13 protein-coding genes are annotated in these 14,992 nt (G+C 66.9%); 10 read left to right on the top strand and 3 right to left on the bottom strand.

The annotated features are described in order from the left end of the window. Positions 1-156: 156 nt before the first annotated feature. The 10 genes from ACYOEI_RS31015 to ACYOEI_RS30970 all read left to right on the top strand — a co-directional run bounded on the left by ACYOEI_RS31015 (position 157) and on the right by ACYOEI_RS30970 (position 10,631). Positions 157-993 carry a class I SAM-dependent methyltransferase gene (locus tag ACYOEI_RS31015; protein WP_462853631.1) on the top strand — a complete coding sequence of 279 codons (837 nt, stop codon included), beginning with the start codon at positions 157-159 and terminating at the stop codon, positions 991-993. A gap of 136 nt (positions 994-1,129) precedes the next feature. Next, complete coding sequence (locus ACYOEI_RS31010; protein WP_462853629.1) at positions 1,130-2,263, top strand: DUF1573 domain-containing protein; 1,134 nt, start codon at positions 1,130-1,132, stop codon at positions 2,261-2,263. 190 nt (positions 2,264-2,453) lie between these two features. Further along, a complete protein-coding gene (locus ACYOEI_RS31005; protein ID WP_462853627.1) occupies positions 2,454-4,022 on the top strand; it encodes a multiheme c-type cytochrome in 1,569 nt (522 codons plus the stop codon). A gap of 78 nt (positions 4,023-4,100) precedes the next feature. Then, entirely contained in the window at positions 4,101-4,421 is a 321-nt protein-coding gene (locus ACYOEI_RS31000) for an Mpo1-like protein (RefSeq protein ID WP_462853625.1), read from the top strand. Positions 4,422-4,452: 31 nt separating this feature from the next. Continuing rightward, the gene (locus ACYOEI_RS30995; protein ID WP_462853623.1) at positions 4,453-5,052 is read left to right on the top strand and encodes a Uma2 family endonuclease; all 600 of its coding nucleotides are present in this window, start codon (positions 4,453-4,455) and stop codon (positions 5,050-5,052) included. Between the two features lie 145 nt (positions 5,053-5,197). Then, positions 5,198-5,797 (top strand): Uma2 family endonuclease, encoded by a 600-nt coding sequence (locus ACYOEI_RS30990; protein ID WP_462853621.1) that lies wholly within the window; start codon positions 5,198-5,200, stop codon positions 5,795-5,797. Positions 5,798-5,862: 65 nt separating this feature from the next. Continuing rightward, complete coding sequence (metG, locus tag ACYOEI_RS30985) at positions 5,863-6,225, top strand: methionine--tRNA ligase subunit beta (protein WP_462853619.1); 363 nt, start codon at positions 5,863-5,865, stop codon at positions 6,223-6,225. Between the two features lie 67 nt (positions 6,226-6,292). Beyond that, entirely contained in the window at positions 6,293-7,057 is a 765-nt protein-coding gene (locus tag ACYOEI_RS30980) for an alpha/beta hydrolase (RefSeq protein WP_462853617.1), read from the top strand. A 211-nt stretch (positions 7,058-7,268) separates the two neighbouring features. Further along, positions 7,269-8,966: a DNA repair protein RecN gene (recN, locus tag ACYOEI_RS30975; RefSeq protein WP_462853615.1), complete on the top strand. Its 1,698-nt coding sequence runs from the start codon at positions 7,269-7,271 to the stop codon at positions 8,964-8,966. 126 nt (positions 8,967-9,092) lie between these two features. Further along, positions 9,093-10,631, top strand: coding sequence for a hypothetical protein (locus ACYOEI_RS30970; protein WP_462853614.1), 1,539 nt, complete (start codon positions 9,093-9,095; stop codon positions 10,629-10,631). Here ACYOEI_RS30970 and ACYOEI_RS30965 read toward each other — a convergent pair. The 3 genes from ACYOEI_RS30965 to ACYOEI_RS30955 form a co-directional block, all read right to left on the bottom strand. Then, on the bottom strand, positions 10,568-12,328 hold the full coding sequence (locus ACYOEI_RS30965; protein ID WP_462853612.1) for a hypothetical protein: 1,761 nt from the start codon (positions 12,326-12,328) through the stop codon (positions 10,568-10,570). The genes ACYOEI_RS30970 and ACYOEI_RS30965 overlap by 64 nt on opposite strands. Next, complete coding sequence (locus ACYOEI_RS30960) at positions 12,283-12,873, bottom strand: NUDIX hydrolase (protein WP_462853611.1); 591 nt, start codon at positions 12,871-12,873, stop codon at positions 12,283-12,285. The genes ACYOEI_RS30965 and ACYOEI_RS30960 overlap by 46 nt, the downstream gene beginning before the upstream one ends. Positions 12,874-12,953: 80 nt before the next feature. Beyond that, positions 12,954-14,852: a hypothetical protein gene (locus ACYOEI_RS30955; RefSeq protein WP_462853609.1), complete on the bottom strand. Its 1,899-nt coding sequence runs from the start codon at positions 14,850-14,852 to the stop codon at positions 12,954-12,956. Positions 14,853-14,992: the final 140 nt, after the last annotated feature.

Raw genomic sequence — 14,992 nt, 5'->3', positions numbered from 1 at the left:
GCTCGGCCGTCCGGGGACAATCGGGGCCGAGGGCCGATCACGACGGTCGGGGAAGCTTGCCGTCGGGGTGGCGTTGCTGAGAGACTGTCAGGGGGGATGCACGCGGACGCATGGGAGCCGCCAAAGGATCGTTCCCCCTGCCGGAAGTGACGACGAATGACCGCCACCGACCAGACCCGGACGAAGTCGACGTATGGGCTCCAGTGGAACCGGTTCCGGATCCTCCGGCCCGAGGAGGATCGGGCGACGTTCCGGAATCGGACCGGGCTGGGGCCCGCGGAGCTGTCGGGGGCGACGGTGCTCGACGGCGGTTGCGGGATGGGGCGGTATCTGAGGATCGCGGCGGAGTCGGGGGCTCGGGTCGTCGGGCTCGACCTCAGCGAGGCGACGCTGGCGGCGCGCGAGCTGACCGCGGACTTGCCCGGGGTGTCGGTGGTCCGGGGGGACCTGCTCCGGCCGCCGTTCGCCGAGGGGAGCTTCGACCACATTTATTCCCTCGGGGTGCTCGACCACACCCCCGACCCTCGCGCGGCGTTCCTGGCGATCGCCCGGCGGCTCAAGCCGGGGGGGCGGATCGTGATCTGGGTGTATCCCAGGGAGCGGCCCATCCTCGAGCGGATCGTGGCCGTTCACCGGGCGGTCTCGACCCGGCTCCCCTTGTCGGTGCTCCTGGGCCTGAGCCGGCTCATGGCCCCCGTCGGGGGGCTGAAACGCCGGCTGATGGCGAGCCCCAATCGCCTGGTGAATCGCGCCGGGGTGGCGCTGCACCTGTCGACGATCGGGGTCTCGATGCACCCCGACCCCGAGGTCCGGGTCTGCGACACACTCGACTGGTATGCTCCGAAATACCTCTCGCGGCATACCCACGACGAGGTCGCCGGCTGGTTCGAGGAGGCGGGGCTCGTCGACGTCGTCGACCTTTCGCGCTCGCAGACGTTCTACCATGCCGGCCAGGGGCACGGGATCAACATCGCCGGACGACGGCCCTCGTGAACCCTCGTCCTCGCGCAGTGCCGCGAGGCTTGCTTGACCCTGAACCGCGACGGTCCTTAAGATCATAGTATCTTCCGAGGCACGTCCGTGCTCGATACGCCCTCATCGTTTTCGACTCGATCGGAGTCACCTCACCATGTTGCGATGGATTCTCCTGGCGGTCCTTGTGGTCGCGATCACGGCGACGGCGACGATTGTCATGCAGAGCGTGCCGGCGAATACGAAGGGGACGAAGGTCGACTTTCCGGTCCCTCCCGCATCCAAGCCGACGGGCCCATTGCCTCACGCGGTGATCGATGGGGACTTGACCTACAACTTCGGCGCAAAGGCCCAGAAGATCACCCTCGAGAGGGATTGGACCGTCCGGAATGAAGGGAAAGGAACCCTGATCGTCGAGCTGGAGGCCCCCGCCTGCTCCTGCACGGTGGCGAACTTCCAGTCGAAGGATGGGAAGGCCACCCTCAAGAAGCTCGAGATCCCGCCAGGCGGCGAACACAACGTCCACTTCACCTGGGAGACTCGGGAGAACACCGGGCATTATCGCAAGCCGGTGAACCTCCTGACCAACGACCCCGAGCATCCGAAGTTCGTCTTCGCCGCCGAGGGCGAGGTCCAGCCCGCGATCATCGTGTACCCCGACAACCGGGGCATCAGCATGCTGAACCTCTCGACCGACGTCGAGGAACACCTGGCCAAGATCGCGATCTACTCGCCCGACCGTCCCGAGATGAAGCTCACCGAGCTGACGAGCTCGAAGCCGGAGATCATCGTCCTCGCCAGCGAGCCGCTGTCGGAGGACGAACAGAAGCAGTTGAAGGCGAAGGCCGGGCACCGGGTCATCGTGAAGGTCAAGCGGGGCCTGCCGTTGGGCTCGTTCCGCGAGGACGTCATCATCAAGACCGACCACCCGAACCAGCCCGAGATCACGTTGCCGATCACCGGGAAGATGGTCGGGCCGATCACGATCATCCCCGAGAAGCTGACGATGCACGACATCTCGGCCAAGGACGGGGGCATCGGCAAGGTGACCTTGCTCTCCCGAGGGGGTCGCGAGACCGTGTTCACGATCGCGAAGAAGCCGGAGAACCTGAAGGTCGAGGTCGTGCCCGGCGAGAGCGTCAGCAAGACCCGGAAGTATGACCTCACGATCACGATCCCGCCCGGGGCGTCGCCGGGGAGGATCGAGGACGTGATCATCCTGAAGACCGACCATCCGCAGGCCCCCGAACTTCGCGTCCCGATCAACCTCTTCGTCCGGGACGCCGGCTGAACGACGCCTGACGCACGGGCGGGATTGCCGAAACCCCGAGGTTGGTCTTATCTCGGGGCCTTGGTGACGCTATAACTCTCCCCCGGCCGCCTTCGAGGGAGGCGACGGGGGATGCGTCGTCATTCAACACGTCATGTTCTTTCGGGCACGAGGCCCGGGACCTCCTCCCCTGGTTCGGAAAAGGAATGCGATGCCCCGTACCTACTACCGGCCGCCGGCCGCGCTGGCCTTGGTCGTGGCCGTCTTCGCCTACGTCGGGTGCAACTCGGGGACGTCCACGCCGACCAAGAATTCGACGGCGCCGGGGGGCCCCGCGGCCTCTTCAACGGGTGCGAAGCTGTTCGCCGACTGGCCGAAGCCGGCCGGCACGCTCCTGATCTCGGGTGAGCAGGACGGCTACCTCGAGCCTTGCGGTTGCGCGATGGGGCAGCTCGGCGGCCTTCGTCGCCGCTTCGACCTGATCAAGCGTACCGAGCAGCAGGGCTGGCCGATGGCCATGATCGACCTCGGCAGCCTGATCAAGGACCCCGCCCTGGCCCGAGGCGGACCGGAGCAGGAGAAGGCCACCTTCGAGGTTGCCCTCAAGGCCTTGTCGCTCATGAAGTACGACGCCCTCGCCCTCTCCGCCGAGGATCTCAAGGTCGGGGTCGACGAGGCGCTCGGACAGTTCCTCAACATGCCCGAACAGCCCAAGGTCCTCGCCGCGAACGTCACCGCGGCCCAGGGCTTCGAGAACACGGTCAGGAAGAGCCTGAAGACCGCGTCGGGCCCGGTCAAGATCGGCGTCACCGCCGTGATCGACCCCGAATCCCTGAACAAGCTCTCCGACCCCGCCAAGGATCTCCTCCTCCCAAGCATCACGCCCCCCGAGCAAGGGCTCGGCGAGATCCTCGCCGACCTCGAGAAAGACACGCAGACCCAGGTCCTCATGGTCCAGGGGTCGACCGAGCTCGCCAAGTCGCTCGCCGGGAAGTTCCCCGGCTTCGACATCATCGTCGCGACCTCGATCCTCGACGCCTCCGAGGACGCGGAACCGCTCAACGGCGGCAAGACCATCCTGGTGAGCGTCGGCAAGAAGGGGCAGTATGTCGGCGTCATCGGGCTCTACCCGGACGGTGTGCCGAAGTATCGCTACCAGCGAATCGCCCTGAACGACAAATACAACGGCGACGCCGAGCCGATGCGAAAGCTGATCGAGGATGACTTTCAGGAGATGCTCAAGCAGCGAGCGATCGTCGAGACCTTCCCTCGCCGCGACTTCGTCGGCGGGGCGCCGGGGGCCACGTTCGTCGGTGCCGAGACGTGCAAGTCGTGCCATCCGAAGACCTTCGAGAAATGGGCCGCGAGCAAGCACGCCCACGCCTTCGAGGACATCGTGAAGGATCCGAAGGGGCGTCGAAGCGACCACCAGTTCGACGCCGAGTGCGTCAGTTGTCACACGACGGGCTTCGAGTACAACTCGGGCTGGTTCTCGGCCGAGAAGACGGCCAACCTCAAGGGGAACCAGTGCGAGAACTGCCACGGCCCGGCGTCCAAGCACGTGGCCGAGCCGACGAACCCCGAGTTCCGCCGTGCGATCGCCCGCAAGGCCGACGAGGTGAACAAGTCCGGCTTCTGCGTCCGCTGCCACGATATGGACAACTCGCCGCACTTCAAGTTCGAGGTCTACTGGGAAAAGATCGCGCACAAGCATCTGGATTCGTACCCCGATGCCAAAATCAAGGGTGCGGCCGCGAAGGTTACTCAAGGGGCCAAGTGACCGAGACCGGCGTGTCGTAGGTCGAGACTCGAGTCGAGAGGTTGATAGCTTCCCTTCTGTTTGGAAAGGAATTCCGCGATGGGCGATCCCTCGAAGTTCGACCGGTTCGTGGAGAAGTATCGCCAGGACCACACGCACCCGGTCAACCACGTCTTGCACGTCGGGGTCGGCTGGCCGATGGTCGCGGCGGCGGTCATCCTCCTTCCGTTCAAGCCGCTATGGTCGCTCGGACTGTTCCTCGGCGGGTACGCCCTGATGTTCTTCGGGCACTTCGCCTTCGAGGGGAATCAGCCGACCGTCCTGAAGCATCCGAGCACCCCCTTCGTCATCGCCTGGGCGGTCATCCGCGGCCTCTTCGGTGGCCTCCTCCGCCTGGCGACTCCCAACCGCGGCCGATAACCCGAGGCGGGGTCAATGGCCCCGACGACCGATGGCCACCGCCACACGCAGGATCGGCCCCGCCGACCACGGTCGGCGGATGAGCCTGGACGAGTTCATCGAGTCCGAATTCGACGACGGCTGGCTCTACGAGCTCGCGCGAGGGGTCATCGACGTGACCGAGGTCCCGGGCCCGTCTCACGGGCGGATGGTGCGTCGGTTGGCTCGGACGTTCATCCTCTACGAGGAATCCCATCCGGGCGTGATCCAGTATGGCGCGGGGGGAAGCGAGTGTCGCCTCCGCCTCCCGGGGATGCAGTCCGACCGCCATCCCGACCAGGCCATCTATCTCGATCCCCAACCGCCCGGGACCAACATCTGGGCCCGCTGGGTGCCTCATCTCGTGGTCGAGGTGGTGAGTGTCGGCGGGGAGTCGCGCGACTACGTCGAGAAGCGCGACGAGTACCTTCGCGCGGGCGTCGCCGAATACTGGATCCTCGACCCGTCGCGACGCGAGATGCTTGTGCATCGACGGGTCGGCGACGTGTGGGAGGAGTCGACGGTATCGACGGCATCAACCTATCGCACCCATCGGTTGCCCGGGCTCGAGGTGCGGCCGTCCGAGTTGCTCGAAACGCCCGAAGATGACTGAGATCAAAGACGTCACAGGGCGATTGCCGGATGATCTCGGGATTGGGATGCTGGAGGCCGAGAGCGTTCCAAAGGTCGAGACGGGCCTTCCATCGTTCGGTAGAGCCGTTTGATACGGGACGCGGTCTTCCATGGAGCGTCAGGTCATGGCCACCGCCACTCGCAGGGTCGGCCCGGTCGATCACGGCCGGCGGATGAGCCTCGACGAATTCATCGAGGCCGAGTTCGAAGGGGGCTGGCTCTACGAACTCGCGCGAGGGATCATCGACGTGACCGAGGTCCCGGGCATTCACCACGGGCGGATCGTCGGGCGGATCACCGAGCTCTTCGTGGTCTACCATCTCCAGCATCCGGGGGTGATCAATTATCGGGCCAACGGCAGCGAGTGCCGACTGCGGCTGCCGGGGATGCAGTCGGATCGCCACCCCGATCAGGCGCTCTACTTGAAACCTCCCCCGCCTGGTGCCCGGCCCTGGACGAGCTGGACGCCGGAAATCGTGGTCGAGGTGGTGAGTCGTGGTGGCGAATCGCGTGATTATGTCGAAAAGCGAGAAGAGTATTTGCATGTCGGTGTGACCGAATACTGGATCCTCGATCCGGCGCGACGTGAGATGCGTGTCCACCATCGAGCGGGGGATGCCTGGGAGGAGTCGACGGTGTCGTCAACATCCAGCTATCGCACCTATTTGTTGCCCGGGCTCGAGGTCGTTCCTGGGGCCCTTTTCGGGGATCCCGGGGTCGAGTGAACGCGGGTACAGGAAACCGCTTGACAAGGCCCGAAGGCCCTGGCTAGGATGCCCAATCGCAAGCATTGAACCGGGGAACGACACGAGGATCGCCGATGTCCGAGCCGATTTTGTATGAGGATTTCGCCAAGGTTGAGCTGCGCGTCGCGAAGATCTTGGAGGCGCGACCGCACCCGAACGCCGATAAGCTGATGCTGCTCCAGATCGATGTCGGCGGGGAGACGAAGCAGATCGTCGCGGGGATCCGACAGCATTACACGCCCGAGCAACTCGTCGGGAAGCTTATCATCGTCGTGAACAACCTCGCGCCGGCGATGCTCCGCGGTGAGACGTCCAACGGGATGCTCCTGGCCGCGACCTCGGGCGAGCGCGTGATCCTCCTGACGGCCGACGACCCCGAGTGCATCCCCGGGGCGAAGATCAAGTAAGTTAGCCCCCACCGTCGGATCGCGAACCTCTTCACCGCACGCGAATCACGTTCCCGCGAGGATTCCGATGGCGTTCGCCACGATCCAGTACTTCAGCCATTCGCTGGGGAAGGCCTCGGCGTTCAATATCGTCTTCCCCGACGACCCGAAAATCCCGAGGCCCTGGGCGGTCTTCTACCTGCTCCACGGGCTGTCCGACGACCACACGATCTGGATGCGGCGGACGAGCATCGAGCGTTACGTCGCCGGGCTCCCCCTGGCGGTCGTGATGCCCGACGGCGGCCGAGGTTGGTACACGAACTCGGCCGACGGCTCGTACCCTTATGAGGACGACCTGGTCAAGGACATTATTGGGCTGGTCGACCGGACGTTCCCCGTCAAGGCGGAGCGCGGGGGCCGAGCCATCGGGGGCCTCTCGATGGGAGGCTATGGTGCGGTCAAGGTCGGGTTGAAGCACCACGACAAATTCGCCAGCATCAACTCCCACTCGGGGGCCCTGGGCTTCGTCCGACAGGATCCCGAGAACTACGCCAAGTTCGTCCCGGACGCCGTGAGGATCTTCGGGCCGAAGGGTGCCGGCGGTCCCGAGGATCCTTTCGCAATCGCGGAACGGGTCGACCACGGCCAGATCCCCCCGATGCGGATCGACTGCGGGGTCGACGACGGGCTCATCGGGCAGAATCGCGACTTCCACAAGCACCTCGAAGGTCTGCACATTCCTCACGAATACCAGGAATTCCCCGGCAAGCATGACTGGGAATACTGGGACTTGCACGTCCGCGAGGCCTTGGCGTTCCACGTCAAGAACTTGAAGCTCGAAAAGATTTCTTGATCTTCGCTTCCGATCGGCCGTTCGTCGGGCGGGCCCGTCTCGCCCGACGGAGGACGTATCCCCGGGAGCGGGCCGTGTCCATTCCGTACGCTCGCGGGGCAGGAGTGCCACCGGCCTGAACTCTCGGCGGTCGGTTTCCAGAGCATCGTCGCAAGAGTCAACCAACCAGGTCTCGTAGAAGAGTCGCTCGCGAGAGGGAGGCTCGAAGGCCGTGCTGCGCGAACTGTCGGTCCAGAACTTGGCTCTGATCGAGGATATCCGGGTCGACCTTCAAGAGGGTTACTGCGCCTGGACGGGCGAGACCGGGGCGGGTAAGAGCCTGTTGTTGACGGCGCTCGGGCTGGTCCTGGGGGGCAAGGCGTCGGCGGAGTTCGTCCGAGCCGAACGCGGCGAGGCGAGGGCGGCCGCGGTGTTCGAGATCCGCGAGGCCCGGCTCCGCGAGGCCGTCGAGTCGATCCTTGGAGGGCCGCTCGACGACGACGAGCTGATCCTGACCCGACGAATCTCGGCGCAGGGGCGAAGCTCCGCACAGGCGAACGGCCTCCCCGTCACGGTGGCCACCCTCCAGGCCCTGGGCCGTCGGCTCGTCGACATCCACGGCCAGCATGAAGGACTCGCCCTGCTCGAACCCGACTGCCAGCGAAGCCTCCTGGACGCATACGGCGGCCTCGAGGGCCTGCTCGGCGAATATCGACGCCGTCGCAAGGTCTATGACTCCCTCCGTCGCCATCGGCAGGAATTGATCCGCGACGCCCGCGAGCGCGAGCGTCAACGCGCCTTGCTCGAGTTCGAACGCGACGAGCTCGAGGGGGCCGAGCCCCGCCCCGGCGAGTTCGACGAGCTGGCTCGGGAGGCGCATGGCCTCGCCAATGCGGAGCAGATCCGTACGTCCGCGGTCGAGGGGTACGCCCAGCTCTACGAGGCCGACCACTCCGCCCGGGAGATCCTCCAGCGCGTGGCCCGGAGCCTCGAACCCGTTGCCGACGCCGTCCCCGAGTTGGCCGAGGTCTCGGCGTTACTGGAACGCCTGGCGGACGAGACCCGAGAGGCGGCCTACGTCCTCCGCAAACTCGGGCGAGACTGGGACGGCGACCCCGGTCGGCTCGACGAGATCGAGACTCGCCTGGCCCTCTACCGACGGCTTGCCGGCCGGTTCCACTGCGCCCCCGACGACCTCGCCGCCCGTCGTGACGAGGTCGAGACCCTCCTCGGCGGGATCGAGCGCGACGACGCCGACCTCCTCGGCCTCGATGAGCCGATCAGGCAGGCCTGGGGTGCGTTGAAGGAGGCTGCGGAGTCGCTCTCGCTCGCACGCCGGAAGACGTGCAAGGCGTTCGCCAAGGCGATCCAGGTCCGGCTGAAAGCCCTCGGGCTGGCCGGGGCGAGGCTCTCGGTGGAGGTGGAATCCCTCGACCCGGGCGATGACCCCTTCGTTGCAACTCCCGGGGACGATGGCATCGACCGCGTGGAGATGCTCTTCTCGGCCAACCCCGGCGAGGCCCCCCGCCCCTTGCGCAAGATCGCGTCGGGGGGCGAGCTCTCCCGGGTCACTCTCGCCATCAAGGCCGTGCTGGCGGGGGCCGACTCGGTCCCGACCCTCGTCTTCGACGAGATCGACACCGGCGTCGGCGGAAGGCTCGGGGCGGTGTTGGGCCGGACCCTGGCCGAGCTCGCCGAACACCATCAGGTCGTCTGCGTGACCCACCTGCCGCAGATGGCCAGCTTCGCCTCGCGACAGTGGGTCATCCGCAAGCACGTCGAGCGTGGGCGGACCCGGACCACGATCACGCCCCTCGCCGAGTCGGACCGAGTCGACGAGCTCGCCGCGATGCTCCGGGGCGACTCCGCCGCCGAAGGGACCCGCCAAGAGGCCCTCTCGATGCTCCTCGAGGCTCAGGCCGTCCGTTGATGTCGGGCGCGAATCGGCCCCCAGAGGCGAAGAGGCCTGGTTGGCAAGGGCGACCCTCGGCGTATGATATGCGGAGATCCTTGACACCCGCCGTTGCGGTGGGACGACACGTCGCCCCGGATCCCCATGGCCCCGATGATCATCGTACGTCGACTGCTGCTGGTCTCGTTGCTTCTCCTCGGCGTGATCCGGCTCCTCCGATATCTCGAATTCGCCTCGATGATGCTGGCGTACCCGCTCGAGTCGTATTTTCTCGAGGCGAAGATGGTCCTCCTCGCCTACCGGGTCGAGCTCGGGGAGAGCCTCTACCCCGCCTGGAGGGATTATCCACACGTCGCCAACTTCTTCGGACCTCTCTATTTCGGCCTGGTCGGGATCCTGGGCCGATGGTCGGGGGCCGACATCCCGGGCTTATTCTCGATCGGACGAGCCCTAACATTCGGCTCGGCGGTCTTGACCACGCTTCTGATCGCCTGGGTGGTCGCCCGGCGTTCCGGCTACCTTGCGGGAATCACGGCGGGCGTCTTGAGCCTCGGCGCCTCGCCGATGTACGGGTTTTCGGTGATGGTGCGCCCCGACATGCTGGCCGAGCTGCTCGGGATCGGCGGGTTCTTGCTTTCCTCGCTTCGGCATCGCTCGGGGGTGATCCTCGGGGGTCTCCTGATCGTCCTGTCGATTCTGAGCAAGCAGACGGCCGTGGTTTTCCTCGCCGCCTCGTGTCTTGCCCTGGTCGTCGAGGGGGAGCGAATCCGGGCTCGCAACCTGCTCGGGGGCGTCCTAGCCGTCCTGGCCGTCGTCTTCGGCATTGGGTCTCTGGTCGAGCCCAACTTCGTCCCCTCGCTCCTGGCCGAGGGGAAGACGCCCTGGGACCTCCTCGGGTGGGCCCTAACGCTGCGGATGATTCGCGACACCTCGCCCGACCTCCTGCTCCTGCCGATCGTGGGGCTGGGCCTGTGCCTCCGGGGCTTGAAGCGGCCGGGGAGTGCCCGGATCGCCACGATGACGATCGTGCTCCTCGTGGGGAGCCTCGGCCTTGCCGGGAAACGGGGCGCGGAGCAGAACTACTATCTCAGCCTCCGCATCGCCGAGGCCTTCGCGGTCGGCCTCCTCTTCGACGAGGCCCGGCTGATTCGAGATCGGCGCGGGGCGGTCGCCTGGGCGGGAGCCATCCTCCTCGCGATCGCCGCGATCCTGCCGGGGCTCCGGTACGCCTCCCGGCAGGCGACTCGCGCCGGCGAGCTGACGCGCGACGTCTCGGGGCCGATGGGACGGTTGGCCCTCAATACGTACGATCAAATATTTGCATTGGCCAAAGACGAGAACATGCGATTGCTGACGGATTCCGGACTGGTCGATCTCTATCAGGGGAAGCGTGCGGCCTTCGGAGACCCCTGGCTGTTCCGCATGCTCGTGGAAACGGGACGACTGGACCCTCGGACGATTCGGGAGCGGATCGATTCGCAGGACTACGACGCGATCGTCACGACCTCCGACCTGTTGGCGCCAGAGTATGTCGACAATCCTATGGGATTGCCGAAGGTCCTGGTCGAGCGGGCCCGGTTGCGTTATACCCAGGTGCGGACGCTCGGAACGTTTCGCATCTATGGCCGTAATCGGCCGCCGGCGACCGGGTCCGCTCCGGTCGTTCCACCCCGAGCCTCCTGATGCGGTGTTCTCCGATCGGTATCCTTTGCAGCCTGGCCCGGCGTGGGCCCGAGGGAACGGGCGGGCGGTCGTGTCCGACGATCGACGCGATAGAGATCGCCTTGCCAGACGGGTTCGCAGCCGTCGAGGGCGTCGGCCAACTCGGGCCAGAGGGTGAAGCCCCGCCAGTCACGTGGGATGAACCGGACGATCATCTTGGCCGACGCGAGTTGGTCCGCCTTGCGGCGGATCTCGCCCGGGAGGGCGTAGCCGGGGTCGAAATACCCGCTAATCGGGGGGGCGAAACCCGGGGTGAGCAAGGCCGCCCCGTCATGCAACGCAAGGAGGGCGGGCTCGCTCCCTCGGGTGAGCTCGAGCACCTTGGACCATTCCGCCCGTTCCTTCGGCGACGCCCACAGGTTGAGAGTCTCGGCGCTCGGACGCAACTCGGACCAACTTCGGGCGGTCTCGACGAGCTTCGAGCGATCGCTCACGAGCAGCAGCAAGGCAAGTCCCCAGGCCGCGACCGCGTGCGGCCGATTTCGCTTGGCCAGGGTCGCCAAGCCGAGGATCAGGACCGAGAAGTAGTAGGCCCAGGATCCGCGGTTCCCGAAGAAGAGCGTGACGAAGGCGACGTGCAGGAATGCGCAGGAGGCGATGAGCTCGTCGTCGAGCACGCTACTGTTCGCCTCCGAACGCGTCGAGGCCACGCGTGTCCGTCTCCAAAGGGGGGTGAGGGCACCTTCGATCAGGAGGAATGTCCCGAGGAGCCAGAAGCCCACCTCATATCGGAAGTAGTCCCGGATCCCCGCGCCGGGGAGGACCCAGAACGCCCGGCCGATCCCGTGGAAGAAGCCGTAGTGGCTTTCGCGATAGAGCTCGAGTCCGCCCGAGGGGACGAGCGTGTTGAAGAGAGGGACGGGCCCGAAGGCCAGGGCGAGCAGCGCCGACAGTCCGATCCCCGTCAGGGCTGCGGGGGCGAAGGCGCGGGCCAGGGCCACGGGGCCCTTCCGCCACGTCGCCACTCCGATGGCGATCACCAGGCCTAAGCCGTAGAAGTACGCCATCGACGGCTTCACGAATAAGCAGGCCGTCATGATGGCGATAGCCGATCGGCGTCGTCCTCGGGCGTGTTCGGACAGGGCGATGACGAGCAAGGCTTGCTCCAACGCGTGGACGAGCGTGATCGCGGCGGAGAGGAGGGTATCAGGGATCGCCAGGAGGACGAGCGCGACGCCAGCCAGCCCGAATCGCCGGGCCGCCGCGAATCGGGCGAGGCCCCAGGCCGTCGCGAGGCTGCACGCGAGCATCAACCCGCGGAAAGAGCCCGGTGAGAGGCCGAACGTCCCGTACCAAACCCGGCCGACGAGCAGGGGCAAGAGCCCGTAGACGTGGCCGAAGTCGATCGTGGGCTGTCGCCCCTGGCGCAGTTGGTCCTGCACCACGAGCTCGGCACCCGAATCCCAGAACGCGAACCGCCGGAACCGCTCCTCGGGAGTCCGGAAGGCCGCGAGTGCGAGCACTTCGACGATCACGATCACCTGGAGCACGAGCCACCACCAGGCTTTTGTCGACGCCTTGTCCGTGGCCCCCCCCTGCCCTGGCGCATCACCATTGGGCAAAGGTTCCGCGGAAGATCCCGACTCGCGTGGTCTCCCCGTCAGGTCGTCCATCATCGCGATCCGCCCGGGGTTGTCGGACGCGAGCCACCGAGCCACCAGAGGAGTCCGCAGACCACCAGCGAGTGGTCGATCCGGCCGTCCTGGATCATCGCCGGGATCTCGGCGGTGGGGACGAGCTCGACGGCCACCTCCTCGTTGTGGTCGAGCTTGGGCTCGGCCACGCGCCGGGCGTTGGTGATGAGGACGGTCGTCGACTTCGAGGTCATGATCGAGGGGTTCGACCACACGGTCCCCAGGGTGACGGGGGGATCGCCCGCGTAGCCGGTCTCCTCGAGGAGCTCGCGCGCCCCGGCCTCGGCTGCGGCTTCGCCCGCATCGATCAGGCCGCCGGGTGTCTCGAGGCTGTCCCTCCCCGACCCTGCGCGAAACTGGCGGGCGAGGACGACCTGCTGGTCGGGGGTCACCGCGATGACGTTCACGGCGTCCGCCAAGTGCATCACGTAGTAGTGATGCACCCGCCCCGAGACTCGGGAGAGGAACCGTTCGCGGCGGAGGCGGAAGAGCCAGTTCTCTTCCAGGGTCCGGTCCTCATCGACCCCCGGTTCGCGGACCCAGGAGGCTTCGGGTAGGGATTCCTGCACGACGCTTCAGACCTCCGAAAGGGACAAGGACAACCCCGGGAGCCGAGCTCGAGGGACCGGGAGAGATTCGCCGGAGGCGCTCAGTCCTCCAGGAGCGCGATCTCGTCGATCCGGAACGCGCCGGGTTGGTTGTCGGGCTGGATCCGGAATTCACTGAGATTGTCGTCGACCCAGATGGTTGTCTCCTTCCCTTCGCCGGTGGGGAAGTTCCAATTGGCGTAGCGTCGTTCGGGCGAGTCGTCGTACTGGCCGGGCCCGCGCCAGTTCATGACGAATCGAGCCGGAGCCTTCTGGTTGTTGCCGTGGCTGTACTTGATGCGGATCCCGGCGACGTGGCGAGGCTTCGCGAGCACATAGGTCAGTTGGGGGTCGACTCCCGTGAGGAGGGCCGTGTTCCCTTCCCAACGTGCCATGGAAATATGTGAGGGCATGGGCGGGATTGTCGTCGTGCGGAAGGCCGGGGATTCTCGCAGCGACTTGAACGGGCCGAAGCCGGCGTCCCGGAGCATCGGGAGGTAGACGGCGACCGCATCCTGGGCCGGGCAGAGGTACGGGGTGTATTTCCGGACGAGCCGGTAGGCCGGCATGCCGGCGGCGAGGTCGTGCGAGAGTGACGAGGCCTGGGCGGCCCCCTCGCGTCCTCGATCCAGGGCCTCCTCGGCGTTAGGCCAGGCCAGGACGCACGCGAGCACAAGCAGGACGTTGGGCACAACTCTCGCGGTTGCCGGGGGCGCGTAGAGCCGGAAGGCCAAGGCGAGCCAGCACCAGCACGGCGTCGCCATCGTCACGTATCGGGGCTGGAACCCCGCGCGATCGCCGGCCCAGCCCCGCCCCACACCGACCGCGGCGGCGAGCGCCGAGAGCCCCGCGAGGAAGGCCAGGAGGCCGAAGATGCGGGAACGCTCCTCGGGGTGCTTGCCCCAGGCCCGTAGGAGGAAGACCCCGGCTGCGACGATCAATCCGAGTGTCACGCCCCCGGACCAAGGCCAGGCCGTCGCCGATGTCATCCCGAGCCCCCCCGTCAGGAACTGGAGGGCCGTCCGGGCGATGCGGAAGGCGAAGTCGGGGACCTCGGGGTTGACGGTCCGGTGCAAGTCCTTGAAGTAGAAGGCCGTCAGGGCCACGCCTGGACCGGTCGCGAGGACGATGGCGACCGCTCGGATCCAACGGCCCGAGTGTGTTGAGCGGACCTCGGCCACGGCCGCCCCGAGCAGCCAGATTGCGAAGGCCGGGACGAAAACCAGCCCCGTCCCTCCGCAGAGCGGGAGCATGGCCATCGCCAGACCCACGACCCAGGCTTTGCCCAGGCCGGGCCAGGCGGGACGCGCGAGCATCGGGGCGAGGACGAGCGTTGCCAGGACGGTCGGGAGGACGACCGCGAACTGGATGCTCCAGAGCAGGTTCGCGGCCTGTCCCAGGCTGAGCAAGACGAGCGGAAAGAGGGCGTCGGAGGGCCGAGGCCCCCCCGGCAATCGCCCGGCGAGGGCGATCATCGCGGCGGCCAGCACCGCGAGCGCCGCGACGCTCAGGACCATCCCGGCCCGGATGTCGTCGCCCGCGAGTCGGTCGGCGCCGAGGAGGATCAACTTCGGCAAGGCGTTCCGGTGCTCATTGTTCTGCTCCCAGAGCCATCCTGTCGTGAGCGGCCGGGCGCGGACGAGCGTCGGGATGAGGTTGTAATCGTCCCAGAACGGGATCTTCGTCCCGAAGGCGGCGACGAACGCGAACGCGGCCAGGACCGTGAGGCTCCAGATCCCCCAGGCGAACGCCCGGGCCCCCGGCTCGGGAACCTCGGTCGGCCGACTGCCAGGGGCATCCTCGAATCGACTTGGCGTCATGCCCCCTCCGCTGCCCCGGGCGACCGGCGAGGGTGCCCCCCCTTTGGCGTCGTGGGTCGGGAACGGCTCCAGGAGCTCGTACTGGTTCGATCCGGCGTCGCGGTTCTCGTCGGCAACCCGGCGCTCTGCTGGCGTTGGCATGTTCGCACTCGGTCTCGCCTGTCCCTGAGGAGCCCGCGCCCGAACCCGTCGCCGACGTCCCCTCGCGAACGTCCCGGCCGGCTCCGGCGCGGCCGAGGCGCGTTCACCAGTATCGTTGACGGCGTCCGACTTCGATACCA

This window comes from Singulisphaera rosea, from assembly GCF_054877945.1.
Note: the sequence above shows the minus strand (reverse complement) of the source record. Positions and strands in the feature narration are given on the sequence as shown.